Genomic DNA, 25,583 nt, shown 5'->3' with positions numbered 1-25,583 from the left:
TCTCCTTTATGCAATTACTGGGATTCGTTGTTATCGCTGCCGATATCCCCGAGCAGCTTTTCAATGCGGCTGCCATAGGCAATCGACTCATCAATCTTGAAGATCAATTCGGGAACATGGCGAAGTCTGATGCGCTTGCCAAGCTCGGAACGCAAAAACCCATTTGCTTTTCCGAGCGCTTTAAGCGAATTATCCTTCTGTTCTTCATCCCCGAAAACACTCAGATATACTTTGGCTTGGGACAGGTCGTTAGTTACTTCAACGCCTGTCACCGTGACAAAGCCGATGCGCGGATCTTTCAGTTCCGATTGAATCAGCAAGCTAAGCTCTTTTTTGATCTGTTCGCCTACTCTGCCAGTACGAATCTTGGCCATCGTTGTTCACCTCATGCTTCCTTGCTTATCGTTCTACGGTCTCCATCACGAAAGCTTCGATCACGTCGCCTTCTTTGAGATCGTTATAATTATCCAGCGTAATACCGCACTCGTAGCCTTGTGCTACTTCTTTAGCATCATCTTTGTAACGTTTCAAGGAATCCAGCTTGCCTTCGTACAGCACGATGCCGTCACGAATCAGGCGAGCTTCCGCCGAACGTGTGATTTTGCCGGAAGTAACCATACAACCTGCAATGGTACCCACTTTGCTGATTTTGAACGTGTTGCGAACTTCTGCATGCCCAATGACATTCTCTTTGTAGACCGGATCAAGCATACCCTTCATCGCCTGTTCGATTTCCTCGATCACGCTGTAGATGACGCGATGCAGACGAATGTCTACTTGCTCCTGCTCAGCCGTGATTTTCGCCTGATTGTCAGGACGCACATTGAAACCGATCACGATGGCGTTCGATGCCGTCGCGAGAATGATGTCAGACTCGGTAATTGCACCTGCACCACTGTGAATGATTTTTACGCGCACACCTTCGACTTCGATTTTGGCAAGGGAGCTTTTCAGCGCCTCAACCGAACCTTGCACGTCACCTTTGATGATCACGTTCAGATCCTTGATTTCGCCGTCTTTGATGTGTTTGAACAAATCATCCAGCGTTACGCGTGTGTTGGTGCCCAGATCGGACTCACGCTGCGTAATCGCGCGTTTGTCGGCAATCGAACGTGCCTTGCGCTCGTCTTCGAATACCATGAACGGATCGCCTGCGCCTGGAACTTCGGTCAAACCGGTAATCTCTACAGGTGTCGAAGGTCCGGCTTCTTTCAAACGGCGTCCTTTGTCATTGACCATTGCGCGCACACGTCCGAAACAGTTACCTGCAACAAACGCATCCCCGACTTTCAATGTTCCGTGCTGTACGAGAACGCGAGCTACCGGGCCACGGCCTTTGTCGAGCTCGGCTTCGATCACCGTACCGCGGGCACGTTTGTTCGGGTTGGCTTTGTACTCGTTTACTTCTGCAACGAGCAGAATCATTTCAAGCAGACCTTCCAGTCCGATCCGTTGTTTCGCCGAAACGTTAACAAAGATCGTGTCGCCGCCCCACTCTTCCGGAACGAGCTCATAGTTGGTCAATTCTTGTTTAACGCGATCTGGGTCCGCACCCGGTTTATCGATTTTGTTCACGGCAACGATAATCGGAAGTCCGGCCGCTTTGGCATGGTTGATCGCTTCAACCGTTTGCGGCATGACGCCGTCATCGGCGGCTACCACAATGATGGTAATATCCGTAACCTGAGCTCCACGCGCACGCATAGCGGTAAACGCTTCGTGACCTGGCGTGTCCAGGAACGTGATTTTCTTGTTGTTGATCTCGACTTGATAAGCACCGATATGCTGCGTGATTCCGCCTGCTTCGCCGCCTGTAACGTTTGTTCTACGAATGGCATCAAGCAGCGTTGTTTTACCATGGTCAACGTGACCCATGATAGTAACGACCGGTGGACGGGACAGCAAATCTGCCGGATCGTCGTTCTCTTCAACCGTTTCGAAACGATCGTCCTCAACCGGGATTTTCACTTCGACTTCAACACCGAATTCACCCGCGAGAAGAAGAATCGTATCAATATCGAGCTCTTGGTTGATGGTCGCCATAACGCCCATGCCAATCAGCTTTTTGATAACCTCGGAAGCGTCTTTGTGCAGCAGCTTCGCTGTTTCGCCTACCGTCATGTCACCACGAACGATGATTTTCTTCGGCGTATTGTCGATTTTTTCGCGCGGCGGGGACTGGTGTTGATTTCTGCCACGGTTATTTTTTCCACCACGATTGTTGCGGAAGTTGTTGCCGCGTCCGTCATCGAAACGACGTCCGCCACCATTGTTGGAACGGTTACCGTTGTTGTTTCCGCCCGAACCGCCTTGGCCGCCTCGGCGTTGTCCTTGTCCTTGTCCTTGGCCTTGGCTCTGGCCTTGGCCGCCGCTGCGATTGCCGCCATTGCTTGAATTTGCGTTTCTTACTTGACCGCCACCGCTGTTGTTGCTGCGCTGTCCTCCGCCTTGCGGACGGGATCCGGTGCTGCCACCAGTTCCGCCTTGCGGACGGGATGCAGTGCTGCCGCCAGTTCCGCCTTGCGGACGGGAGCCTACACTGCCGTTAGTTCCGTTTTGCGCCGGTCTGGAGCGGTTGCCGGATTGTCCCCCTTGGTTTGAACCTTGGGAGCTATTGGATCTGTTGCGGCTGTCTTGGCCGCTGTGTCTTTGGGAGCCGTTGTTATTGTTGGAATTTGGTCTATTGTTCATACCTACCTGCTTTTCCTGTTGTATTTTTGTTTGTACGGGACTGCCGGAAGAACTTGAATTGCCCGGCGTGTTCACTCCGCCGGCCGGCTTGCTGTTGTCCACTGTTTTGTCGCTGCGCACCGAAGATGTGGCAACGGACTTTGGTTCGGAGCCTTGCTTCGTAGCTGCAGATGATTTTATGTTTTTAAAAAATTGTTCCACTTTATCCACCGAACCATTCTCCATGACGCTCATATGATTGTTCACCGGAATATCCAGTTTTTTAAGAATGGTTATGATTTCTTTGCTGCTCATGTTAAGGGACTTCGCATATTCATAAACCCGCAATTTATCCTTGTTGTCCTGTTTACTCAATATACTCCACCTCCGACATTATACCGACTTGCTTGGAGATCATTTTTGCAAACCCAACGTCCGTTACTGCAAGAACAACCCGCGTGTCTTTACCGATACTTGAACCCAGGCGATCCCGGTCAAAACCGATGACGAGCGGCACCTGGTAGGAACCGCATTTGTCGCGAAATTTCTTTTGTGTATTGGCCGAGGCGTCACCCGCAACAATAACCATTTTAGCTTCGGAAGAGCGGATTGCTTTGAGCACAATTTCTTCACCGGTAGCCAGCTTGCCTGCGCGCATCGCGAGTCCGAGGTAAGATAACACTTTTTGGTCACTCATCCTGATCACGCTCCTGCGCAGCCTTGAATTCATCCTCCACGCGAATGAAGTCTGCAGCCAGCTGCTCGTAAATTTCCGGTGAAACCTTGCCTTTCAACGCCCGGTCCAGGGACCGGTTTTTGAATGCAAGCTTGAAACAAGATTCTTTGCCGCATAAATACGCGCCACGTCCGGATTTTTTGCCAGTCAGATCGATCAGCACCTCATCCTCGGGCGTTTTGACCACGCGAATCAGCTGCTTTTTGGGCATCATTTCCTGGCACGCCACACATTTGCGCAGCGGTACTTTTTTTGGTTTCATACATTAACGCCCCCCCGTGCTTAGCTCTAGTCGACGGAGACGGAATCCTGATGCATTTCCGCGGAAGAATCCTTTTCTCTGCCAAACTCCTGTTCTGCCTGGGTCTCGCTCTTGATATCGATCTTCCAACCGGTCAGTTTGGCCGCAAGACGGGCATTCTGTCCCTTGATCCCGATTGCCAGCGAGAGCTGATAGTCAGGAACGATGACCCGCGCCATCTTCTCTTCCTCGAATACCTGAACCTCCAAAACTTTGGAAGGGCTGAGGGCGTTGGCCACATACTCATCCACTTGTTCAGAGTATCGAACGATATCGATTTTCTCGCCGCGCAGCTCATTCACGATGGTCTGCACGCGCGTGCCTTTCGGCCCTACGCAGGAACCGACCGGATCGACTTCCTCATTGCGGGAATGCACCGCGATTTTGGAACGGAAGCCAGCTTCGCGAGCGACGGAACGAATTTCTACCACGCCGTCGAAAATCTCGGGAACTTCCAGCTCGAAGAGACGTTTCAACAAACCTGGATGCGTACGGGACAAAATGATTTGCGGGCCTTTGGTCGTATTTTCCACTTTCGTGATGTACGCCTTGATCCGGTCGCCGTGAGCAAACTTCTCGTTCGGCATCAGTTCCGTCAAAGGCAATGCCGCTTCGATCTTGCCCAGGTCGATGTAAATATTGCGCAAATCCTGACGCTGCACAACGCCTGTGACGATATCTTCCTCTTTATCCACGAAAGCGTTGTAAATCAACCCGCGTTCTGCTTCGCGAATGCGCTGCGTCACGACCTGTTTCGCCGTTTGGGCGGCAATACGGCCGAAATCGCGCGGCGTAACTTCAATCTCCGCGATATCTTCCAATTGGAAGTGAGGATTGATTTCGCGGGCTGCCGGCAAGGAAATTTCCGTCCGGGAATCCAATACTTCCTCGACGATCAATTTGCGGGCATATACCCGGATGACGCCCGTGTTGCGGTTCATGTCGACGCGCACGTTCTGAGCTGTGTTAAAGTTCCGTTTGTAGCTGGAAATCAGAGCTGCTTCGATGGCTTCAAACAGCACATCCTTGCTAATCCCTTTTTCCCGCTCCAATTCATTCATTGCTTCAATAAAGTCCATACTCATGAATAATTGATCCCCCTTTCAAACATGGCACCCCATACGTAAAACGGCGAAGGCCCAAAACTGCCGGGCACCTTGCCGTTATCGCGAGGGATGTGTCTTTTCATTAGGTAAGTGAACAAGGTACCTAAAACAGAATGGCCAAGCGCGCGCTTGCAATCTTGTCATAAGGAACGGCATGTTGTTTCTTGCCGGCCTCAATGACAAGCTCACTGCCATCAAAAGAAAGCAGTTTGCCTTCAAACTCTTTCATTCCGTTCACCGGTCCGTAGGTCGTCACATATACGTTTTTGCCTACGGCTTTGGTAACGTCCTCCGGCTTTTTCAGTGGACGTTCCGCACCCGGAGAGGACACTTCAAGGAAGTAGACGGTCGGAATCGGATCGGTCTCGTCGAGCTTGGCGCTAAGCTGCTCGCTGATCATGACGCAATCGTCAATGTCGATACCGCCTTCTTTGTCGACATATACCCGCAGAAACCAACTGCTGCCTTCTTTGACATATTCGATGTCAACCAGCTCGAAGCCTTGTTCATTCAAATAGGGTTGGATCATTTCTTCCACAGTAGATTTAATCTTCGATGTGCTCAAAACCGATAACCTCCAACTTAGGTTACACCGGCCAATAGTTGCCGGCAGTTGTTAAATACCCAAGATTCTTTCATACCAAAGACTAAAGAGTGGGTTTCCCCACTCTTCAGAAATTCGTACTATCTCGTTCACTCCAGAAATTATAACATAGTCTGGTAATAGTGACAAGTAAGCTCTAACCTTCGCCCTTTAGAACAAGGACAACTGGTTGCTTTCAGGCAAACCTCGGAAGCATCCCATACTCGTAAGAAGCTCGACGATCGTTTTGCTGGCCTTCGACTTCTGCTGGAAATCTTCAATGGAGAGGAACTCCCCATGCTCTCTCGCCGCCGCGATATTGCGCGCAGCATTGTCACCGATCCCGGCCAGCGCCGAGAACGGCGGAATCAGCGAATTGCCGTCCACGATAAATTTCGTCGCTTCGGAACGATACAGATCAATCGGCTTGAGCGAGAAACCTCGCGCTGTCATTTCAAGCGCCATCTCCAAAATCGGCAGCATGTTTTTTTCTTTTGGCGGAGCCTGGAAGCCCAATTGCTCGATCTCGACGATTTTGCGATAGATGGCATCGTAGCCCTGGCACACGAGCTCGATGTCGAAGTCCTCGGCACGAACCGTGAAATACGTTGCATAATATTGAATCGGATAATACAACTTAAAGAAAGCGGTACGCACAGCCGAGATCACGTAAGCAGCGGCATGCGCCTTCGGGAACATGTACTGGATTTTGAGGCAGGAATCGATGTACCATTGCGGCACTTTGCATTTTTTCATTTCATCGATCCATTCCTGCGGCAAACCACGTCCCTTACGCACGCTTTCCGTAATCTTAAAAGCAAGGCTGGCGTCCATGCCTGCTTTGTAAATCAGGAACAGCATGATGTCGTCACGGCAGCCGATGACCGTTTTGATCGTGCACGTTCCGTTTTTGATCAATTCCTGCGCATTGCCGAGCCATACTCCGGTTCCATGCGACAGCCCGGAAATCTGCAGCAAGTCCGCAAAAGAGGACGGTTGGGATTCCACAAGCATCTGGCGCACAAACTTCGTTCCCATCTCCGGCACCCCGAAAGTAGCAACAGGTGAGCGGATCTGCTCAGGCGTTACGCCGAGCGCCTCCGTCGAGTTGAACATGCTCATCACCTTCGGATCGTTCATCGGAATGGTCGTCGGATCCACGCCCGTCAAATCCTGCAGCATACGCATCATGGTCGGATCATCGTGTCCCAGAATATCGAGTTTGAGCAAGTTTTCCTCAAAGGCATGGTAGTCAAAATGCGTCGTTTTCCACTCGGCATTGACGTCGTCCGCCGGATACTGCACAGGGGTAACGTCTTCGACTTCAATATAATCGGGCACAACGACGATCCCGCCGGGATGCTGTCCCGTGCTCCGTTTAACGCCAGTACAGCCGGCAGCAAGCCGGTTCAATTCGGCCCCGCGCCATTTCTTGTGGTGGCTTTCCTCGTATTTTTTCGCAAAACCGAACGCGGTTTTTTCCGCCACCGTGCCGATGGTGCCAGCCCGGAAAACAGCCTTGTCGCCAAACAATACCTTCGTATAATTGTGCGCATGCGGCTGGTAATCGCCGGAGAAGTTCAAGTCAATATCGGGAACCTTGTCCCCTTTGAATCCGAGGAACGTTTCGAACGGAATGTCCTGTCCTTCGCCTTTCAGCCTATTGCCGCATTTCGGGCAATCCTTCTCGGGCAGATCGAATCCGCTTGGCACGCTGCCATCGAGGAACCATTCGCTGTATTTGCAATCCGAATTGGTGCAAATGTAATGGGCAGGCAGCGGATTAACCTCGGAAATGCCCAGGAACGTCGCCACGACCGAAGATCCGACCGATCCCCTCGATCCGACGAGGTAACCGTCTTGATTGGATTTTTTAACGAGCCGCTCCGAAATGAGATAGTTCGCGGAAAATCCATATTTGATGATCGGACCCAGTTCTTTTTCCAGCCGGGCTACGATGACTTCAGGCAACTCTTCGCCATAGATCGATTTCGCCGTATTGTAACACGTATTGCGAATTTCCTCGTCGGCCCCCTCCAGGTTCGGCGTAAAGAGCTTGTCCGGGAACAACTTGATCTCTTCAAAACGGTCCGCCAATTCGGACGTATTGGTCACAACGACTTCATACGCCTTGTCCGTGCCAAGGAACTCGAACTCCTGCAGCATCTCATCCGTGGTGCGGAAATGGGCGTCCGGTTTGCGAATATCCTTCAGCGGGCTGAAGCCGGTAATGCCGTGAATCGTAATGTCGCGGAACAGCTTGTCCCGTTCCTCCAAATAATGCACGTTCCCCGTCGCAACGACCGGTTTGCCCAACTTGTCGCCGATGTCCACCACTTTGCGAATGGCCGTTTTCAGCTCATCCGGCGTAGCGACCAAAGCTTTCTCGACCAAGTGCATATACATCGTCAAGGGCTGAATTTCGAGCACATCGTAAAACTGGGCAATCTCCTCGGCTTCCTCCAACGATTTGTTAAGCACCGCTTCGAAAAATTCACCCTTTTCGCAGCCTGACAAAATGAGCAGCCCTTCGCGCAGTTCAACCAGCTTGGATTTCGGGATACATGGCACGCGTTTGAAATACTCCGTATGGGATAACGATACCAGCTTGTACAGGTTCTTTTTCCCGACTCCGTTCAGCGCGTAAATACAGCAATGAAACGGACGCGTGTTGGACAGGTCTTTGCCGACATAGTCATTCAGACGGTCTAGCATGGTCAACCCTTTCATTTGAGCCGCATCGTTCAGCAAACCGTTCAGGATGCCGGCGAGTGCCACCGTATCGTCAATGGCCCGGTGATGGCTTTCAAGTGCCACTTTATATTTATCGGCAAGCGTGTTGAGCCGGTGGTTTTTCATCGTAGGATAGAGCAGCCTCGCCAGCTCCAACGTATCCAGGACAGGGTTAGGCAGCTCCGGCATGCCCAAGCTTTTCAGGGAAGCCTGGATAAAGCCCATATCAAATCGAGCATTGTGCGCAACCAACACCCCGTCACCCACGAACGCAGCAAAATCGCGAATGACGGGTTCAAGCTCTGGCGCATCTTTAACCATTTCATCCGTAATGTTGGTGAGCTGTTGAATGTTGTAAGGAATTCGCTCATGCGGGTTAACGAAGGAGGCGTATCGATCGATTTCTTTGCCGTCCTGCATCTTCACCGCGGCGATCTCGATAATTTTGTTTTGGGTTACCGACAGACCCGTTGTCTCGATATCGAATACCACATACGTGGCCGTTTTTAATTCCAGCGGCTGGGGCGCCAGCACAACGGCAACAGAATCGTTAACCACGTTGGCTTCCAGCCCGTAGATCATTTTGATGCCGTTTTTCTTCGCCGCCTTGGCCGCCTCCGGATATACTTGCACGCCGCCATGGTCCGTGACAGCGATCGCTTTATGCCCCCAGGCAGCAGCCGTTTTCACGTATTTGTCAATGGAGGTTACGGCATCCATCGTGCTCATCGTTGTATGAAGATGGAATTCGACGCGCTTCTCTTCCGCATTGTCCTTGCGGGACGGTGGGGCCTTGACTTCCATCAGATCGGAAGGAATCATGGCCAACTCCGGAACCTGCATAAACCGATCGTATTCGACACGCCCACGGACTTTGACCCATTTACCATTGGCCAGCAGGCTGAGGATCTTGAAATCCTCCTTCGTCTTCGCAAACATCTTCATCTGCATCGAGTCGGTAAAGTCGGTCAGGAAAAACGTGAACAACGTATTGCCGTTACGCAGCTCTTTGCTTTCCAAGCCAAAAATGGTCCCTTGCAGCGTAACCTTTTTCTCTTCGTCCTGAATGTCCTGCATAGGCACTGGCGGTTCTTTGATTTCATAGCCCATTTGCAGGCGAAGCTCGCCCTGATCTTCTTCCTCCGGCATCTCGGATTCGACGGCTGCAGCCCTCATCTGTTCGATGACCTGCCGCTCTTCTTCCCGCTTCTTAAGTTGGAACTGCTCCATGGCCTCCTGATTGTTCCCACGTTCTCCGACAGCCATTTTTACGCGCAACGATGTATTAAAGTATTTATCATAAAAGGTCATAATGGCCTGATCGATCTGTTTTTTACGCGCAAGCTCCAGCGACATGGCGTCGCTCATCGTCAGCTGCAGCAAATCCTCCTGGCATTCGAACTGGGCCCGGCTCATCCATCCATTGACGGACGGAATTTCCCGATGCGCCCATTCCAGAAACAAATTCCAATACTCGCTCACGATGTCGCCGAGCTGTACTTGTTCATTGTATTTGAAGCCAAACGTAATTTTGGCGATATGATTCAGCTTTTCTTGAATATGCAGGCAAAATGTCCGATAGATCGGCGCAGGTACCAAAGTATCCTTTACGATAAGAATGCTCCAGTCGCGATTGCTGCGGCTCGTTTCCACCTTTTCGATCCATCCGTCCAGAAAATAAGACTCTACCAAACCGGACGGAAGCTCGGCCTGCTTCATCAACAATTCAAACCGTTTTCTCTTTTCCTCGATTCCACTCATCATGTTCCTCCTCGTGCCTTCAAAACAGGAAAAGCTCCTGTGTCCAAAATGTCTTCGATCCGATCCGGCACCGACTCATTTTTTCTGACAGAAGCTCTCCATTCTACATCGCGGGATGAATCGTTGGATTCACCCTTTCTTCCTGATTAGTAGGCTCTTGCAAACACAACGGTATGTTTCGCTTTTTCACCGCAAGCCAAGCAGGTATGCTTTTGTTCCTTTGGCTCGAACGGAATGTTGCGGCTTGTTGCCCCCGTCACTTCGCGAACCTTATCTTCGCAAGCTTCCGAGCCGCACCAGCCAGCCAGCGTAAAGCCGCGTTTGTTTTCCATGAGCTGTTTCATTTCGTCCAGCGTATCCACGGAGTAGAAGTTTTCCGACATAAAGCTGCGGGCACGCTCCAGCATTTCGCCTTGTACCTGTGCCAGCATGCTCTGCACTTCTTCCACCAGGTTAGCCTGTTCAATCACTTTTTTCTCGCCCGTGATGCGGGATACGAGGACACAAACGCCATTCTCCATATCGCGCGGTCCGATTTCCAGACGGACAGGGACTCCACGCATTTCATACTCGTTGAACTTCCAACCAGGACGTACGTCGCTGCGGTCATCCATTTTTACACGAATGCCCGCTTTTTTCAATTCGGAGAACAACTCGTCGGCACGGCCAACGACGGCATCACGCGTTTTTGGCGGTCCGATTGGGATCATCACGACTTGCGTCGGTGCCACTTTTGGAGGAAGTGCCAATCCACGATCGTCGCCATGAACCATGATCAGTGCTCCGATCAAACGCGTGCTTACACCCCAGGATGTCGTATAGGCATGCTCAAGCACGTTTTCGCGGCTGAGGTACTGGATTTCAAAGGCTTTGGCAAAGTTCGTGCCCATGTAGTGGGAAGTTCCGGCTTGTACGGCACGTCCATCCTTCATCATCGCTTCGATCGAGTACGTGTCCACCGCTCCCGCGAATTTCTCGGAAGGCGTCTTCTGACCGCTGATCACCGGAATGGCCAAATACTCTTCGACCACTTCGCGGTAAATTTCCAGCATGCGCATCGTTTCTTCACGTGCTTCTTCTTCCGTCTCATGCGCCGTATGGCCTTCCTGCCAAAGGAATTCGCTTGTACGCAGGAACGGCAGCGTTCTTTTCTCCCAACGAACGACGTTCGCCCATTGGTTGATCAGCACTGGCAGGTCACGATAGGACTGGATCCATTTCGAATACATGTGACCGATGATCGTTTCCGACGTCGGGCGGATCGCAAGCCGCTCTTCCAGCTTTTCTCCGCCAGCCTCGGTGACCCAGGGCAGCTCGGGATTGAAGCCTTCCACATGCTCTTTTTCCTTCTGGAAAAAGCTCTCCGGAATGAACATCGGGAAGTAGGCATTGCGATGGCCCGTTTCACGGAAACGGCGATCCAGCTCATCCTTGATATGCTCCCAGATTTCAAATCCGTCCGGTTTGAACACGATGCAGCCGCGCACCGGGGAATAATCCATCAAATCGGCTTTTTTAATCACATCAATATACCAGCGGGAAAAGTCCTCTCCCTGTGGCGTAATTTCAGTCACGAACTGTTTATCATTTTCCTTCGACATAAGAATCCAGTGTCCTCCCATTACGACCATCTTCACTGGCTGCAAAGACAGTCCAACCATAATTATCTGTTAATTAATCGTAGAATATCATTATAAGTTACTGCAAGCATTAGCACAAACAACATCGCAAAACCGATAAAATGTACCATGCCTTCCCGATTCGGGTTCAGAGGCCGGCCGCGCACCGCTTCGATCCCGAGAAAGATGAGACGGCTTCCGTCCAGCGCCGGGATTGGCAGCAGGTTGAAAATACCCAGGTTAATGCTAATCATGGCGCTCCAATATATTAATCGATCCAAGCCAGATTTAGCAATCTCTCCGGTAACCTCAATCGTTCTTACAGGCCCCCCGATATCGTCCAAGGCAAAATTTTGCACGAGCTGCTGAAGACCTTTAAAGATCAGTTTGGATGTTTCGATGGTATATTTGCCCGAAAGCGACAGCGTCTCGATGAAACCGGCTTGTCTGGTCGGATATCCAAGAGAGATCCCTACCTTGCCGTTTCCCGATCCATCAACGTCCGCAGGAGTTACAGAGACGGAGGCCTCCTGACCTCCCCGTTCTATCATCCAATCCATAGATTTGCCTTTGGATTCGGAGATGAGACTGATCAGTTTCTGTTGATCCGCCCCAACAGCCGTACCGTTAATGGACTTGATGATGTCCCCTTCCTTCAAACCTGCCTGCTGCGCAGGCCCATTAGCCGAAACCTCGGCTATTTTTATGTAAGAAGGATTTTCAACGGGAACGCCGCTCACCTGGATATAGATAATAAACAATGCAAACGCAAGCACGAAATTCATCAGCGGCCCTGCAAAAATAGCCATAGCACGCTGCCCGACCGTTTTGCTGCTGAACCAACGATCTTTAGGCGCAATCTGCATGGTGTTGTCTTTTCCCACGATAAGGGCTTGAGGATGAACGGAAAATGCCATACGTTCCCCATCCACATCCAATTCCAACTGCAGATTTGTCTCCAAATCCACATGCAGGACCTCACCCTTAATGACATTCTTATACTTTTCGAGGTTGGCGGTGAATATCTTTTCGATGCTGCCGTCTTTGATGCGAACGCATATGGTTTGCCCTACGTCTATAAGAGAAATATCAGGATCTTCGCCTGCCATTCTGGCATAACCGCCAAATGGAAGCAACCGGAACGTAAACTGAGTTTCGCCTCTTTTATATGAAAACATTTTAGGACCAAAACCGATAGCAAACTCACGAACCAAAATGCCTGCACGCTTCGCAAAATAATAATGGCCCCATTCATGAATGGCAACAATCACAAAAAACATCATGAACACATAGAACGCGATTTTTAGAGTTTCCAACTACATTTGCACCTCCTTCAACTTAGTATGCAAGCTTTAGAATAACATTATTCTCAAAAAAATACCAAGAAGTATTTTGGATCTCGGATCGCTGCCAAATGCGATATCTTCCAAACGACGGTTCATGAACGGGTAGCGGCCAAGCCTTCTCTGCTCGACTTCATTTGAAAACAGGGTTTCCATTTCTATGAATAGAGGATATTCTCCATAATCGATAATATTCTCAAAATGAATATCAATTGAACCCGGAACATGCAGCAGCGGAACGTACCCGCCATAACGATAATCATAACACGAAATCTCTTGAGGCATAGCACACGCTTTAAACTAGCGAAAGACTGCGAGCTGTTGGTCCCCTGGATTTGGCCCAGAACCGGATCCATGACCGGTATCGATTCAACCTATACAACGTCTCTTAACAATCCTGACATCTAGCGCTGCAGCTTTTATATTAACGTCCGTATACTCCATTCCGCAAGCTTAGTGTATTGCTCTTCTCAAGGGATGTATAACCATTCATTGGCTGGCTATGTCCGATTCCTCCTTCAAATATGTAGAAAGGCCACCTTTTCGATCAGAACAGATCTTGAAGGGGACCTTAGAAATACGATGGTTCACAGTATATGATATGACCCGTGCTTCGTAAAACACGAAAGCCCAGCGGTCCGCTTGGCGTGTCTGGTGGATGCTCAACAATGTAAAAAATCAACTATATTATACCATATAGTTGATTCCATAAATACCCTATTCGGTTTATGAATTCAATTCAATCAAAGACTCGGCAAACCTGCGCGACTGTTGATCTGCCAAATGAATCTCCTCAAGGACTGGATTCTGAATAAGAACGTGCTGATCAAGCACTTTCTCGATGATATATTCTATTTGCAAAAATGGAATCAGCCCTTTCAAAAACGCCGCTACCGCTACCTCGTTAGCCGCATTGAAAGCCGTGGCCGCAGTTCCTCCCATTCTTCCACATTCATAAGCCATTCTTAAACATGGAAACCGTTCCATGTCCATCTCGCGAAAATTCAATCGCCCCGCTTGTGCCAGCGAAAGTCTCTTGGAAGGTGACGGCAATCGATCGGGATAAGTCAGGGCATATTGGATCGGTACGCGCATGTCGGGATTTCCCAACTGGGCAATGATGCTCGTGTCTTCAAACTCCACAAAAGAATGGACAATGCTCTCCGGGTGAAGCAGCACATCGATCTGATCATAATCAAGGCCGAATAGCCAGTGAGCCTCAATCACTTCAAGCCCTTTGTTGACCATTGTGGCGGAATCGATCGTGATTTTGGATCCCATGGACCAGTTCGGATGTTTCAACGCGTCTTCAACGGTCACGTGCTCCAGCTGTTCGCGGGACAAGTCCCTGAAGGAGCCTCCCGATGCCGTGAGCGTAATGCCTTTTATGCGATCCCGATTCTCCCCGTTCAAGCATTGAAAAATGGCAGAGTGTTCGCTGTCCACGGGAAGCAACGCTACGCCTTTGGCCGCAGCCCGGGAAGTAACGATATGGCCGGCGGTAATCAGCGTTTCTTTATTGGCTAGGCCGATTTGTTTGCCTGCTTCGATCGCTGCCAGCGTGGACTCCAATCCGACGCTGCCCACTACCGCAGTGACTACCGTATCTGCATCGGTTCCGGCTGCAACTTCAATCAGACCTTCTTCGCCGTAACACAGCTGCGTTCCCGCAGGTAGATATGGAGCGATCCTGTCTGCAAGCTCCTTGGAACCGACGGATACTTTTTTCGGCCTGTAACGTTTGGCTTGATCTATCAGAAGTTCGATGTTTCCCCCGGCAGCCAGACCCTCGACCTGAAAAAGGTCTGGATGCATGTCTACGACATCCAGTGTCTGAGTTCCAATGGAACCGGTAGAACCGAGAATCGCAATTTTTTTCATGCTGCACCTCATTTTCATTTATCCCATTACATGTACGACCATTCGCCATACACGATCTGCATTCGTAATTAATAGGGCAATAACATCAGTATATGTACAAACGGGAATACCACGATCCAACTATCGCATCGATCCAAGATGCCTCCATGTCCCGGAAGCAGATTGCCGGAATCCTTAATGTTATATATACGTTTGTATGCGGATTGGATCAAATCCCCCATCTGCCCTACCACCGCAGCGGCAAGCCCGATGAATATCGCCCTTTCCCAAGTGAGCAGTCCGTCCGAAGCCCATGCAAAAACAAGCGAGGTCACAATTGCAATCGCAATGCCACCCAACGCTCCTTCAACCGTTTTGTTGGGGCTAATCGATGGCCACAGCTTGTTTTTGCCGATAAGCTTTCCTACAAAGTAGGCCCCTGCATCACTGGACCAAATGGAACCGAGCAGCAAAAACGTCCAAAAAAGACCGTTTGGCAAATGCCTCGATTCCGCAATGTAATAAAAGCCAACCCCTACGTAAACCACGCCCAGAAACAGCATGGCTACCGTGTTCACCGATATTCTGTTTTTCGTTACAACCGAGGTTGCCATCAACACAAGCATAACAAGCCAGCCCACCTGAAATAACGTTAGCGGGCGATGGTCCCACAGCATTTCCCATGGAAACACCAATGCAAAAACACCTGCATACCCGATTAGGGCTGCGCCCGAAAAGGGCGGCAGCCCTGTCATTTTCACAAACTCATAATAACCGATGAGAGCCATTACCAGTACCAATCCATGGTACCAGGGTCCACCCAGCAGGCAAAAACCCAAAAACAACGCGCCTGCTATTATTCCTGTCGTTATTCGCTGTTTCAACGGCTTCATCCTCCATCTATTTCAAACCGCCGTAACGCCGTGACCTGCGCTGATATTCGGCCACGGCTTCAAGCAAATGCTGTTTGCCGAATTCAGGCCAATATATATCCGTAAACCATAATTCACTATATGCCAATTGCCACAACATAAAATTGCTGAGTCTAAGTTCGCCGCTTGTGCGGATTAACAAATCAGGATCAGGCATGCCTGCAGTAAACATATGTTTGTCGATCACTTCAGGCGTGATTTCCTCGATCGACAATTCCCCCGACTGCACTTTCAATGCAATCTGCTTGGTACAGTCCGTCATTTCCTTGCGACTTCCGTAATTCATTGCAAAATTCAATACCAACCCGGTATTATGCTGCGTACGCTGAATTGCCTCACGTAAAGCATCCACGGTGTGGGAAGGCAAATATTCCTCTTGACCCATCATGGAAATACGAACATTTTTTTCGATCAGTTCATCCAGCTCTATCGCCAGGAATTCTTGCGGAAGCCGCATCAGAAAGTCCACTTCTTCTTTTGGACGCGCCCAATTTTCTGTCGAAAAAGCGTACATCGTCAGATATTTAATCCCCAGTTCATCCGCTGCTATGGCCGCACGCTTGACGGCTTTCATGCCGCTTTGGTGCCCGGCGATCCTCGGAAGTCCAAGCCGTTTGGCCCAGCGTCCGTTTCCGTCCATGATGATGGCAACATGCTCCGGGATATTGTCCCCGGAAATCGTCAGCGTTTCCTGCTTTTCAGCCCCATTCCACCACGACCGAACCCGTTTGATCATTCCTGTTCCTCCAAAATCCTTGAAGTTTCTTCACCTGAAGCTTGGAAAAAGAGACAAAACCCCACCGTATCGGAGGGGCTGCGCTTGTCTTACACTTCCATAATTTCTTTTTCTTTGGCAGCGAGTACCTTATCGACTTCAGCGATAAACTTGTCCGTCGATTTCTGGATATCGTCTTGATGTCTCCGGGATTCGTCCTCGGAAATGTCCGACTTTTCCATTTTTTTGATGTCATCATTTGCATCGCGCCGAATGTTTCGAATGGCCACTTTGCTTTCTTCACCGAACTTTTTGGTAAGTTTGACAAGTTCGGCTCTGCGCTCTTCAGTCAACGGAGGAATGGACAGGCGAATCATGCTTCCGTCATTTGCAGGCGTAAGCCCGAGATCGGATTTCATGATCGCGCGCTCAATGTCGCTCATCGAAGATTTATCCCAAGGCTGAATCATCAGCGTACGGGAATCCGGCGTACTGATGTTGGCCAACTGGTTGAGAGGCGTCATCGCGCCGTAATATTCAACTTGAATTCGGTCCAACAGAGCTGAGCTGGCACGTCCGGCACGCAGAGTCGCAAGATCGCGACGCAATGCCTGAATGGCCTTTTCCATACGTTCTTCAGCACTTTTTTTAACTGCTTGTGGCATTAATCTACACTCCCTTTAACGATTGTTCCAATCCGTTCGCCAAGAACAACGCGTTTGATGTTGCCTTGCTCTGTAATGGCAAATACAATCAACGGAATGTTATTGTCCATGCAGAGCGAAGACGCTGTCGAGTCCATCACGCCTAGATTTTTATTAAGTACATCAAGGTACGTCAGCTGCTCGTATTTCTCAGCCTTGCTATCCTTGAATGGATCTGCCGAGTAGACGCCATCCACTTTGTTTTTAGCCATCAGGATGACTTCAGCTTCAATCTCCGCTGCGCGCAGCGCCGCTGTTGTATCCGTGGAAAAGAACGGGTTACCTGTACCTGCTGCAAAAATAACGACCCGGCCTTTCTCCAGATGACGAATGGCTCTACGACGAATGTACGGTTCTGCAATTTGCTGCATCGCAATGGATGTTTGCACGCGCGTAGGCACATCGATTTGTTCGAGTGCATCCTGCAGGGCGAGCGAGTTCATGACTGTTGCCAGCATACCCATATAATCGGCCGTTGCCCGGTCAATGCCGTTTTCGCTTCCGGCGATACCGCGCCAGATGTTGCCGCCGCCACATACGATAGCGACTTCGACGCCCAATTCAACAACTTCCTTTACCTGCTGGGCAATCGAAGAGATCGTCTCTGCATCAATACCGTAGCCGTTTTGGCCAGAAAGGGATTCCCCACTAACCTTTAATACAACGCGTTTAAATACTGGCTGTTCCAATTGTTCACCCTCCACTTTGAATTGAGCGCCTCCGGCGTTCAATCAACAAAACTTCTCGCGCGTAGCCTCCTGCTTAAAAAGAAAGGAACACAGCTTGTGTTCCACTCTTTTTAGGAAAAACGATGATCCGGAAAGGCATTGTTTTCCTTAGATATAAGGGAGTTGCGAGCTTCGAAGTTTGTTCATTCTTATATCTTCGAAAAGCATTTTGACTAACCGGCAATCATTCGTTATTGCTTACTTGTTTACTTGGGACATAACTTCTTCTACGAAGTTGTCGACTTTTTTCTCCAGGCCTTCGCCCAGTTCGTAACGAACGAAACGACGGATGGAGATATTTTCACCGATTTGGCTGATTTTTTCATTCAGCAATTGAGAAATCGTTTTGTCAGGGTCTTTAACAAAAGGTTGCTCCAGCAAACAGAACTCTTCGTAGTATTTGCCGATGCGGCCTTCAACCATTTTCTCAACGATTTTTTCAGGCTTGCCTTCGTTCAGTGCTTGTGCTCTCAGGATTTCTTTTTCTTTTTCCAACTCTTCCGTGGAAACTTCTTCGCGGCTTACGAATTTAGGGCTTGCTGCTGCAATTTGCATTGCGATATCTTTAACAAACTCTTTAAATTGGTCTGTTTTACCTACGAAGTCCGTTTCGCAGTTAACTTCAACCAGAACGCCGATCCGTCCGCCAGCATGAATATAGGATTCCACTGTACCTTCAGTTGCTGCACGGCCAGCTTTGTTTGCCGCAGCTGCCAGACCTTTTTCACGCAACAGTTCAGCCGCTTTTGTCAGGTCACCGTTTGCTTCTTCCAGCGCTTTTTTGCAATCCAGCATACCTGCGCCTGTTTTTTCACGAAGTTCTTTTACTGCACTCGCATTTACTGCCATTGTTAATTCCCTCCAAAATGAGTTTTGTAAGTACACTCTAAAAAAAGGGCAGTGAGAGGTTATCCACCTACCAACCACCCTTTTCATTTAATTCTTAAGGTATAATGCGAGCTCGATTAAGCGGATGTTTCTTCGCCTTGGTGAGCTTCGATTACGGCATCAGCCATTTTACCTGTCAGCAACTTAACGGCACGGATCGCGTCGTCGTTACCTGGAATAACATAATCGATCTCGTCTGGATCGCAGTTTGTATCAACGATACCAACGATTGGGATACCCAATTTGCGAGCTTCGGCAACAGCGATACGCTCTTTGCGAGGATCGATGATGAACAGGGCGCTTGGCAGGCCTTTCATATTTTTAATACCGCCGAGGAATTTCTCCAGACGATCTTTTTCTTTGCGAAGCAAGATAACTTCTTTTTTAGGCAATACGGCGAAAGTGCCGTCCTCTTCCCAAGCTTCCAATTGTTTCAAACGATCGATACGTTTTTGAATCGTTTGGAAGTTTGTCAGAGTACCACCCAACCAACGTTGGTTGATGTAGAATTGACCAGCGCGCTCAGCTTCTTCTTTAACGGAATCTTGAGCTTGTTTTTTGGTTCCTACGAACAGGATTGTACCATTTTCAGCTGCGATTCCTTTAACGAAGTTGTAAGCTTCCTCGACTTTTTTAACTGTTTTTTGCAAGTCGATAATGTAGATTCCGTTTCTTTCGGTGAAGATATAACGATCCATTTTTGGGTTCCAACGACGAGTTTGGTGACCGAAGTGTACCCCAGCTTCAAGAAGCTGCTTCATGGAGATTACTGCCATCTTCACACACCTCCTAATATGGTTTTTATTGTGTCCCTCCGCAGGCATCATTTTTTGCCAAGACTCTCCATCAGGAAAGCACCCTCAACAAAATTAGCCATGCGTGTGTTTTAACACCGTTATCTAATATAACACAAGAAATTGTTGGTTGCAACATTTACCTCGAATGTTTCTATCCGCTCCTGCATCTGCCGCTGCAAGCAAAGAACCGTCCTGTCTGAGCAAGCTCAGCTTGACGGTTCTTTGATGATTTTGTCGATGATGGACTGGTAGCTTTCACCTTTTTCAAGAGAGTAGGTGCCTACTTGTATTTTGGTGTTAATCTTTGCTTCCCGGCCTGCTTTGATGAAGCTTTCGGCATCATCCACAATGCCTGCTTTTTCGAGATTTTCCGCTACCATCACAAGTGTGCTTCCCGAACGGATCCGAAAAGAGACCTGTTTCTTCGGTTCCGCAGGGGCGGTAGGCTTTGAGGTTTCGGGTTTGCTCGTTTGTGTTGGCGAATCCGCAGCATCTGCAGAAGGCTGCTGCGGATCAATAGGGGTTTCGGGTTTTTCGGCCGGCTCCGTCTCTTTCGGCGCAGTTGCCGTCTCTCCCTGCAGCGTGCGGCTCTCTTGTTTCTTTTTTTCCACCCATTCGGTCTCGGTATAGAGCTCTGCATCATTGTCAACCAGCTTGAGATTCATGCTCTTCGCAGCATTCTCCAGCTGTTCCCTTGATAACGACGAAACCTGCTTAGGCTCCAAACCGTTATCGGCTAAAGCATTTTGTCCCACGTTGGCAAGCTGAAGCAATACCGCTCCGACAATCATGCCGCTGCCAATTCCGATCCATAGGGAGCGCTTGTCCATGCGTCAGCTCTCCTCCCGTTCTGCAAGCTGTAAGATCAGCTGCACTTCTCCGCGTTGAATCCCCGTGTGTTTTGCGATGGCATCCATGGATTTCCCTTCTCCATGCAGCCGGAACAACTCCGCATACCGCGCTTTGATGGTTTCGCGTTGGGGATCGGGCAATTCATCCATCTTTGGCTGCTCGGCAGCCGCCAAAGAAGGTTGAAACGCGGTCTCCTTGGTTTCTCCTGCCGGCGCTTCGGAGATCGAATTCCGGACATAAACTTCGTTCACTGCTTCAACCCGGGCCTCTTCAAGTCCCTTCAACCGTTTTTCCAGTTCATCAAGCTGGGCCTGCATGCGCTGATCCGCAGCCGCGGCTTCTCCCTTCATTTCGGCAACGCGCTGAATCAGAGTATCGTTATCCCTCTCGATTTCGGCCATATAATGCTCAAGCGTTGCCTCCATTTCTTGAACAAGCTTCTGTTCCGGTACTTCATTCTTGTTTTTCTTCGGCTGAATCAGAGCGTAAACGATGGCACAGCCTCCCAGTATGACAATAATAATCCACGGCGACATCGAATCTCTCCTTATGCTCATCCTGTTTCAAAAAAAGTCCATGCCATCATCTCAGAAGGACAGATCGATATGTTTCCCTTTAAACGGATGCTCGGCAAGCTTGGGCTGTTGCTCCCCGGTTTCTTCCACATCGCTCGTCAATGTGCCACCATGGCGTTCTCCTTGGTGGGACTGGCCATCCCTCACCGCAGCATCCGCCGCTTCGTCCACCGCAGTGCTGCGCTGACTCGATGCCTGAGCTTCCTTGGCTGTTTGCTCCGCAATCATTTGCTGATCCAGCATCGGCCTCTGTTGGTACTCATTTTGGTAACGCCCAGCTTCACTCGTTCTAGGCACCGCGATCTGCAGTTCTACCGCCTTGAAACTCATGCGCTCACCTCTTGGGTTTCGAATGGAACTTCCTGAACTCGAATCGTGAGATCAAACGTATGGAACCGTCACAATGTCTCCATCACTGTAATAAAATGAAATTCGATGGACGGGATCTTTAACAAATTTGGTGTATCTGCCGATAACTATCTTAGAGCCACCATAGATGGTCTTGAAAATATCGACGCGCGCCATGCTCGTATTTTCTAGAATCTTCTCGATTTCCAGGATGCGGTGTTTCGTTTCCTCGTTTTGACGCATCGAAGATTTCTGAGTGGCAGTAAGCTTGATCCGCATGGCCATTTTGTCAGGGCTCAGCTGGCCCGATGCGGCCAGTTGGTCCAAAAGGGCCAGTGCTTTCCTCGTTTTGTCCAACGAATCCATATGGGTTCGCAAATTCGAGCGCAAATCGTTCAGCTCATTGCGAAGTTTGGGTAAAACACCGACCTCAATGGAGGTCACCGTGGACATGCTGTTTCCGACAATGCGCGCGGAAACATTCTCGCCGGCCTGGATCGTCCCGCCGACGATCAGCCCTTTCGTTCCGGCACAGATCACGTTACGGCCTGCACGTATGCTGGAATGCATGATGCTTTGGGATACGAGAACATCTTCGCCGGCATCGACATGCCCTTCCTGAACAAACGTGCATTTCACGTTATGTCCGGCATGCACATGCCCTTTGTTATATCCAATGATCCCGCCCGTAATTTCTACGGAACCTCCGGCTTCCAACTCTGCTCCTTCGACTCCACCTACAACGCGTATGTCGCCGGCTGCTTTAACTTTGAAACCCGTCAGCACGTTGCCACGGATGACCACGGTCCCTACGAAATCAACATTGCCGGTGCTATAATCAACGTCGCCATTAATTTCGTATACAGGGAACACATTTAACTTGTGATCTTCCGTTTTGGTCACAAGCCCGTCAATCGCGGCATACATTGCAGAGCCATCCGGATTAACAACGACGTTTTTTCCCACTTTAAACCGGGCTTCTTTTCCTGGACGAAAAGGAATGGTTTCACCCGTTACCGCGGTACCAGGGGTGCCTTCTTCTGGGGGAACCCGTTCGGCGATAATCTGTCCGGAACGAACGTTGTCAAGGCGAGTGACTTCCTTATAGTCCACCTTGCCATCCTCGGCTTCCAGCGGACGGTGTTCGCTGTGTTCCTCCACCCCCGCATGCAGTTTGATAAAACCGTCCTTGCCTGCAACCGGAGCGATTCCTTCGGCAAATAAATAACGTACATGGATATGCTTTTCGGGCTGTGCAACAAAAGCGAGCAGGGCTTCCTTCATGATGCCATACTTGATCCCCTGACTTGCGATATACATTTCCAGTTCTTCCAGAGCGATTTCCTGACCCTCTTCATGTTTCGATAATTCCAAGTAAGCTTTGCTTTTGTCTTCAGAGAATACAACGCTCAGACATTGTTCCAACGCATTCGGCTGTGTCAATGCAGCTCTTCCCCCTTATTAGACCTTCCACTCCCTGAATTCGTATCATTTTCTATTTTAGTCCCTGCTCAGCAGCAATTCCTTCTGTTTGTCCAACGTTCCGCGCAGTCTTAATATCGCCTTGGAATGCAGCTGCGAAATCCGCGACGGGGAAAGGGACATGACCTCGGCGATCTCGCTGAGCGAAAGGTCCTCATAATACAAGAGGGATACCACCGTCCGTTCCTTTACGGTCAGCTTCTCCAATCCCTGCACCAGTGCTTCCTTCAAATAAAACTCGTTCACTTTGTAGTCCGGGTTTTTGGCCTTTTCATCCACCATTAAAGAAAGCCGCGTTTCCGATTCTTCCTCCCGGATCGGGTCTTCCAGGGAACACAATGACATCACGGCCACCTCCTGAAGCATATGCTGAAAGTCCTTTGTGGACACATCCAGGTACTGGCTCATTTCTTCATCGGTCACAGAGCGCAGATACGTCTGTTCCAGTTGTTGATACGCGTCTTCGATCCGTTTGGCCTTCTCCCTAACGGAACGTGGGACCCAGTCGCCTTGGCGCAGCCCGTCAAGAATGGCCCCTCGCACCCGCCAGGAAGCATACGTTTCGAATTGAAGGCCTCTTTCATAATCAAACTTCTCGAGCGCATCGATCAGCCCCATGACGCCGTTGCTCTCGAGATCATCTTTAGGTACGTTTTTAGGCAAACCAACGGCTAATCTGCCAGAAACGTAATTAACAATGTGCAAATATTTTTCAATCAAACTTTTCTTCGCATCAAGATCTCCATGTTCCTTCCACTTTTCCCATAGATCAGCATGGTTCAAATGTGCAGCTTTACGCTCGTTCAATTGCCTTCACCCTCCTTATTTGTCTGTCAGGTGACGAACAGCTTGCGCCAACTCTTCCGGCTCTTTCGTCCGCACAAGTTTCGGCGGGTTTAATGGCGTGAAATCCGTCTTCGTGTTTTCGGATGTCGGAAGATCTGCCTCGGCGGAAGCGTTCTGTCCATTCTTGAGCAAGTCGTTCAGCTCTTCTCCATCGCCTTCAAGTGTGATGTCCATCTGCGAACCTTTGACAGCCTGATTATTCAGGGAATCAACATCGAACCCATTATGTTCCGGGGAAGGAGCCAGCAGCATGCCCAACACCCAGCGTAGACCATATGCAAGAACAAACCAGACTACGAATCCGATGAACCCGCGAATTAAACTGGTCACGAACACATTGCTGCTATATGCTACAAAAAAAGTCAGAATAAATCCGACTATGCCTGCTCCAAGATTAATGCGGTAGTTTCCAATCATATGTTTATAGTTCCTTTACACCCATTTGTACGCTTCGAATAGTCAAAAGCCCGGTTTCGCAATCCATTTCAATGGTACGGCCATAATTACCACCGGTATCTTCGGCAACAAGCGGTATTTTAAGCTTCTCCAGCCATTCCCGGCAAGACTCGGCATTTCTCGGCCCGATGCGCATCGTCTCTCCTGCTCCCGAGAAAGAAAACATTTGAGAGCCGCCGGCCATTTTGGATACGATCCGTGACTGGGAAGCCCCTAACTGCAGCATTTTCTCCAAAAGCTCGGGCAATGCGGTATCTGCATATTTCGCCTTGTTTAGGTTTCCCTCTCTTGCGATTTCCGACGTTGGGAGCATAACGTGTGCCATCCCGGCAAGCTTCAGCTGCGGATCGTACATCGTTAAACCCACGCAAGATCCCAGGCCTGTCGTTCGAATAATGCCGGGAAGTTTGGCTATGTTCAAATCCGCCATTCCGACCTTGACGATGTTTTTGTCTTCAATCATAATCCAGCGGCACCCCTAAAGACTCAAAAATCTTGGCGAATGACGCAGGATCGGGAATCAGGAAAAATTGGCCCTCTACTTGATCCTGTCCTTCAAGAAAGGACGTGTCAATGAGCAATGCGTCGTCCCCCATTTCCCCGAACTGCAACAGCCCGTAGCTAAGAATGGCCCCAGCCATATCGACAGCCAATCCGGGAACGGTAGGATACATGGACAAGCCGGTAAAGTCAGCTAAGGATGACAGATAGGAGCCAGCCAACATGTTTCCTATTTCGGATAAAGCCGACTGCTCCATTTCTGTAAACTCGAGACCTTCCTTCAATTCAAAACCGGCAAGCCGGTTCAACAGCATTTTGGCGGCTTCCGGAGCCATCATGAAAAACAGGTTGCCAGGCGCCTCACCTTCCACCCGGAGGAACACCGTGACCACGATGCGCTCATCGCCGCCGACCTTTTCCGCGACTTTTTCAAAAGGAAGCATTTCCACAGTCGGTACGCCCATATCGATCGGTTTGTTCAAAAGCTGGGACAACGCCGTAGCGGCGTTGCCAGCTCCAATGTTACCGACCTCTTTGAGCACATCCAACTGGATACCCTCAAATCGGTTGAATATTTCCACGGTTTAGCCCTCGACGCTTTCCAGCTGAACGATTTCGCTTCTGCTTAATACTTCATTCAGGTTAAGCATGATGAGCAACCGTTCATTCTCCAATTTGGCCACGCCGCGCAAGTATCTCGCTTTTACGCCGCCAACCACTTCCGGGGGATTGTCGATGGAACTGCTCTTGATGTCAATGACGTCGTTGGCCGCGTCTACGATGAAGCCGACCTGCATATCGCCTACAGCCACGATGACGATTCTTGTTTGATCGGTATATTCCGTTTCAGGCAAGGAAAACCGACCGCGGAGGTCAATGACGGGAATGACCACGCCGCGCAGGTTGATGACGCCTTTTACGAAAGAGTACGTATTGGGTACCCGGGTAATCGGCATCATGCGCTCAATCGTCTGAACCTTTTCCACCTCTACGCCGTACTCTTCGGAACCGAGTTTGAAGACGATGACTTTCAATTCTTGATCCATG

General features: G+C 49.8%; 26 protein-coding genes. All 26 read right to left on the bottom strand.

Annotated elements, in window-relative coordinates; all coding sequences use genetic code 11:
- Window positions 1–14 precede the first annotated feature (14 nt).
- The 26 genes from rbfA to SNR34_RS10900 all read right to left on the bottom strand — a co-directional run bounded on the left by rbfA (window position 15) and on the right by SNR34_RS10900 (window position 25,582).
- A complete protein-coding gene (rbfA, locus tag SNR34_RS11025; protein WP_236417134.1) occupies window positions 15–374 on the bottom strand; it encodes a 30S ribosome-binding factor RbfA in 360 nt (119 codons plus the stop codon).
- Window positions 375–399: 25 nt separating this feature from the next.
- Window positions 400–3,045 (bottom strand): translation initiation factor IF-2, encoded by a 2,646-nt coding sequence (infB, locus tag SNR34_RS11020; RefSeq protein WP_486181881.1) that lies wholly within the window; start codon window positions 3,043–3,045, stop codon window positions 400–402.
- Entirely contained in the window at window positions 3,038–3,367 is a 330-nt protein-coding gene (locus tag SNR34_RS11015) for a L7Ae/L30e/S12e/Gadd45 family ribosomal protein (protein WP_236417131.1), read from the bottom strand. The genes infB and SNR34_RS11015 overlap by 8 nt, the downstream gene beginning before the upstream one ends.
- Window positions 3,360–3,668, bottom strand: coding sequence for an RNase P modulator RnpM (gene rnpM / locus SNR34_RS11010; RefSeq protein ID WP_236417130.1), 309 nt, complete (start codon window positions 3,666–3,668; stop codon window positions 3,360–3,362). The genes SNR34_RS11015 and rnpM overlap by 8 nt, the downstream gene beginning before the upstream one ends.
- A gap of 26 nt (window positions 3,669–3,694) precedes the next feature.
- Entirely contained in the window at window positions 3,695–4,792 is a 1,098-nt protein-coding gene (nusA, locus tag SNR34_RS11005; protein WP_236417129.1) for a transcription termination factor NusA, read from the bottom strand.
- Between the two features lie 124 nt (window positions 4,793–4,916).
- Window positions 4,917–5,378, bottom strand: coding sequence for a ribosome maturation factor RimP (gene rimP / locus SNR34_RS11000; protein WP_486181880.1), 462 nt, complete (start codon window positions 5,376–5,378; stop codon window positions 4,917–4,919).
- A 189-nt stretch (window positions 5,379–5,567) separates the two neighbouring features.
- A complete protein-coding gene (locus SNR34_RS10995) occupies window positions 5,568–9,890 on the bottom strand; it encodes a PolC-type DNA polymerase III (RefSeq protein WP_486181879.1) in 4,323 nt (1,440 codons plus the stop codon).
- Between the two features lie 146 nt (window positions 9,891–10,036).
- Window positions 10,037–11,491: a proline--tRNA ligase gene (proS, locus tag SNR34_RS10990; protein ID WP_486181878.1), complete on the bottom strand. Its 1,455-nt coding sequence runs from the start codon at window positions 11,489–11,491 to the stop codon at window positions 10,037–10,039.
- Between the two features lie 62 nt (window positions 11,492–11,553).
- Window positions 11,554–12,825: an RIP metalloprotease RseP gene (gene rseP, locus SNR34_RS10985; protein WP_236417125.1), complete on the bottom strand. Its 1,272-nt coding sequence runs from the start codon at window positions 12,823–12,825 to the stop codon at window positions 11,554–11,556.
- A 36-nt stretch (window positions 12,826–12,861) separates the two neighbouring features.
- Window positions 12,862–13,137, bottom strand: coding sequence for a DUF4135 domain-containing protein (locus SNR34_RS10980; RefSeq protein WP_486181877.1), 276 nt, complete (start codon window positions 13,135–13,137; stop codon window positions 12,862–12,864).
- Between the two features lie 441 nt (window positions 13,138–13,578).
- Window positions 13,579–14,733 (bottom strand): 1-deoxy-D-xylulose-5-phosphate reductoisomerase, encoded by a 1,155-nt coding sequence (locus tag SNR34_RS10975; protein WP_343259517.1) that lies wholly within the window; start codon window positions 14,731–14,733, stop codon window positions 13,579–13,581.
- Window positions 14,734–14,801: 68 nt separating this feature from the next.
- The gene (locus SNR34_RS10970) at window positions 14,802–15,596 is read right to left on the bottom strand and encodes a phosphatidate cytidylyltransferase (RefSeq protein ID WP_236417122.1); all 795 of its coding nucleotides are present in this window, start codon (window positions 15,594–15,596) and stop codon (window positions 14,802–14,804) included.
- A 16-nt stretch (window positions 15,597–15,612) separates the two neighbouring features.
- Window positions 15,613–16,380 (bottom strand): undecaprenyl pyrophosphate synthase, encoded by a 768-nt coding sequence (gene uppS, locus SNR34_RS10965; protein ID WP_236417121.1) that lies wholly within the window; start codon window positions 16,378–16,380, stop codon window positions 15,613–15,615.
- An 89-nt stretch (window positions 16,381–16,469) separates the two neighbouring features.
- The gene (frr, locus tag SNR34_RS10960) at window positions 16,470–17,024 is read right to left on the bottom strand and encodes a ribosome recycling factor (protein ID WP_236417120.1); all 555 of its coding nucleotides are present in this window, start codon (window positions 17,022–17,024) and stop codon (window positions 16,470–16,472) included.
- Window positions 17,024–17,752 carry a UMP kinase gene (gene pyrH, locus SNR34_RS10955; protein WP_236417119.1) on the bottom strand — a complete coding sequence of 243 codons (729 nt, stop codon included), beginning with the start codon at window positions 17,750–17,752 and terminating at the stop codon, window positions 17,024–17,026. The genes frr and pyrH overlap by 1 nt, the downstream gene beginning before the upstream one ends.
- Window positions 17,753–17,989: 237 nt before the next feature.
- On the bottom strand, window positions 17,990–18,640 hold the full coding sequence (gene tsf / locus SNR34_RS10950) for a translation elongation factor Ts (protein ID WP_236417118.1): 651 nt from the start codon (window positions 18,638–18,640) through the stop codon (window positions 17,990–17,992).
- A 116-nt stretch (window positions 18,641–18,756) separates the two neighbouring features.
- Entirely contained in the window at window positions 18,757–19,455 is a 699-nt protein-coding gene (rpsB, locus tag SNR34_RS10945) for a 30S ribosomal protein S2 (protein ID WP_486181876.1), read from the bottom strand.
- A 227-nt stretch (window positions 19,456–19,682) separates the two neighbouring features.
- A complete protein-coding gene (locus SNR34_RS10940) occupies window positions 19,683–20,306 on the bottom strand; it encodes an endolytic transglycosylase MltG (protein ID WP_486181875.1) in 624 nt (207 codons plus the stop codon).
- A gap of 3 nt (window positions 20,307–20,309) precedes the next feature.
- Window positions 20,310–20,864 (bottom strand): hypothetical protein, encoded by a 555-nt coding sequence (locus SNR34_RS10935; RefSeq protein WP_486181874.1) that lies wholly within the window; start codon window positions 20,862–20,864, stop codon window positions 20,310–20,312.
- A gap of 51 nt (window positions 20,865–20,915) precedes the next feature.
- Window positions 20,916–21,233 carry a hypothetical protein gene (locus SNR34_RS10930; protein ID WP_343259520.1) on the bottom strand — a complete coding sequence of 106 codons (318 nt, stop codon included), beginning with the start codon at window positions 21,231–21,233 and terminating at the stop codon, window positions 20,916–20,918.
- A gap of 51 nt (window positions 21,234–21,284) precedes the next feature.
- Complete coding sequence (locus SNR34_RS10925) at window positions 21,285–22,694, bottom strand: DUF342 domain-containing protein (RefSeq protein WP_486181873.1); 1,410 nt, start codon at window positions 22,692–22,694, stop codon at window positions 21,285–21,287.
- Window positions 22,695–22,751: 57 nt separating this feature from the next.
- Window positions 22,752–23,540, bottom strand: coding sequence for a FliA/WhiG family RNA polymerase sigma factor (locus SNR34_RS10920; protein ID WP_236417110.1), 789 nt, complete (start codon window positions 23,538–23,540; stop codon window positions 22,752–22,754).
- A gap of 15 nt (window positions 23,541–23,555) precedes the next feature.
- Window positions 23,556–23,996 carry a hypothetical protein gene (locus SNR34_RS10915; protein ID WP_236417109.1) on the bottom strand — a complete coding sequence of 147 codons (441 nt, stop codon included), beginning with the start codon at window positions 23,994–23,996 and terminating at the stop codon, window positions 23,556–23,558.
- 4 nt (window positions 23,997–24,000) lie between these two features.
- Window positions 24,001–24,498 (bottom strand): chemotaxis protein CheD, encoded by a 498-nt coding sequence (locus SNR34_RS10910; RefSeq protein WP_486181872.1) that lies wholly within the window; start codon window positions 24,496–24,498, stop codon window positions 24,001–24,003.
- The gene (locus SNR34_RS10905; protein ID WP_343259523.1) at window positions 24,491–25,117 is read right to left on the bottom strand and encodes a chemotaxis protein CheC; all 627 of its coding nucleotides are present in this window, start codon (window positions 25,115–25,117) and stop codon (window positions 24,491–24,493) included. The genes SNR34_RS10910 and SNR34_RS10905 overlap by 8 nt, the downstream gene beginning before the upstream one ends.
- A 3-nt stretch (window positions 25,118–25,120) precedes the next feature.
- Window positions 25,121–25,582 carry a chemotaxis protein CheW gene (locus SNR34_RS10900; protein WP_236417106.1) on the bottom strand — a complete coding sequence of 154 codons (462 nt, stop codon included), beginning with the start codon at window positions 25,580–25,582 and terminating at the stop codon, window positions 25,121–25,123.
- Between the last annotated feature and the right edge of the window lies 1 nt (window position 25,583).

The sequence above is a fragment of the Paenibacillus sp. XP01 genome (assembly GCF_057364885.1).
The sequence above is the reverse complement of the archived record's forward strand: the minus strand, read 5'-3'. Positions and strand labels throughout refer to the sequence as shown.

What these genes read in the sequence shown, in the direction of transcription:
- rpsB (WP_486181876.1), bottom strand. Translation starts at nt 19,455, where the DNA reads ATGGCAGTAATCTCCATGAAGCAGCTTCTTGAAGCTGGGGTACACTTC.
- rnpM (WP_236417130.1), bottom strand. Translation starts at nt 3,668, where the DNA reads ATGAAACCAAAAAAAGTACCGCTGCGCAAATGTGTGGCGTGCCAGGAA.
- uppS (WP_236417121.1), bottom strand. Translation starts at nt 16,380, where the DNA reads ATGATCAAACGGGTTCGGTCGTGGTGGAATGGGGCTGAAAAGCAGGAA.
- SNR34_RS10915 (WP_236417109.1), bottom strand. Translation starts at nt 23,996, where the DNA reads ATGATTGGAAACTACCGCATTAATCTTGGAGCAGGCATAGTCGGATTT.
- frr (WP_236417120.1), bottom strand. Translation starts at nt 17,024, where the DNA reads ATGCCACAAGCAGTTAAAAAAAGTGCTGAAGAACGTATGGAAAAGGCC.
- tsf (WP_236417118.1), bottom strand. Translation starts at nt 18,640, where the DNA reads ATGGCAGTAAATGCGAGTGCAGTAAAAGAACTTCGTGAAAAAACAGGC.
- rbfA (WP_236417134.1), bottom strand. Translation starts at nt 374, where the DNA reads ATGGCCAAGATTCGTACTGGCAGAGTAGGCGAACAGATCAAAAAAGAG.
- nusA (WP_236417129.1), bottom strand. Translation starts at nt 4,792, where the DNA reads ATGAGTATGGACTTTATTGAAGCAATGAATGAATTGGAGCGGGAAAAA.
- SNR34_RS11015 (WP_236417131.1), bottom strand. Translation starts at nt 3,367, where the DNA reads ATGAGTGACCAAAAAGTGTTATCTTACCTCGGACTCGCGATGCGCGCA.
- SNR34_RS10980 (WP_486181877.1), bottom strand. Translation starts at nt 13,137, where the DNA reads ATGCCTCAAGAGATTTCGTGTTATGATTATCGTTATGGCGGGTACGTT.
- SNR34_RS10940 (WP_486181875.1), bottom strand. Translation starts at nt 20,306, where the DNA reads ATGGACAAGCGCTCCCTATGGATCGGAATTGGCAGCGGCATGATTGTC.
- SNR34_RS10995 (WP_486181879.1), bottom strand. Translation starts at nt 9,890, where the DNA reads ATGAGTGGAATCGAGGAAAAGAGAAAACGGTTTGAATTGTTGATGAAG.
- SNR34_RS10975 (WP_343259517.1), bottom strand. Translation starts at nt 14,733, where the DNA reads ATGAAAAAAATTGCGATTCTCGGTTCTACCGGTTCCATTGGAACTCAG.
- SNR34_RS10935 (WP_486181874.1), bottom strand. Translation starts at nt 20,864, where the DNA reads ATGTCGCCGTGGATTATTATTGTCATACTGGGAGGCTGTGCCATCGTT.
- proS (WP_486181878.1), bottom strand. Translation starts at nt 11,491, where the DNA reads ATGTCGAAGGAAAATGATAAACAGTTCGTGACTGAAATTACGCCACAG.
- SNR34_RS10900 (WP_236417106.1), bottom strand. Translation starts at nt 25,582, where the DNA reads ATGGATCAAGAATTGAAAGTCATCGTCTTCAAACTCGGTTCCGAAGAG.
- SNR34_RS10930 (WP_343259520.1), bottom strand. Translation starts at nt 21,233, where the DNA reads ATGAGTTTCAAGGCGGTAGAACTGCAGATCGCGGTGCCTAGAACGAGT.
- SNR34_RS10910 (WP_486181872.1), bottom strand. Translation starts at nt 24,498, where the DNA reads ATGATTGAAGACAAAAACATCGTCAAGGTCGGAATGGCGGATTTGAAC.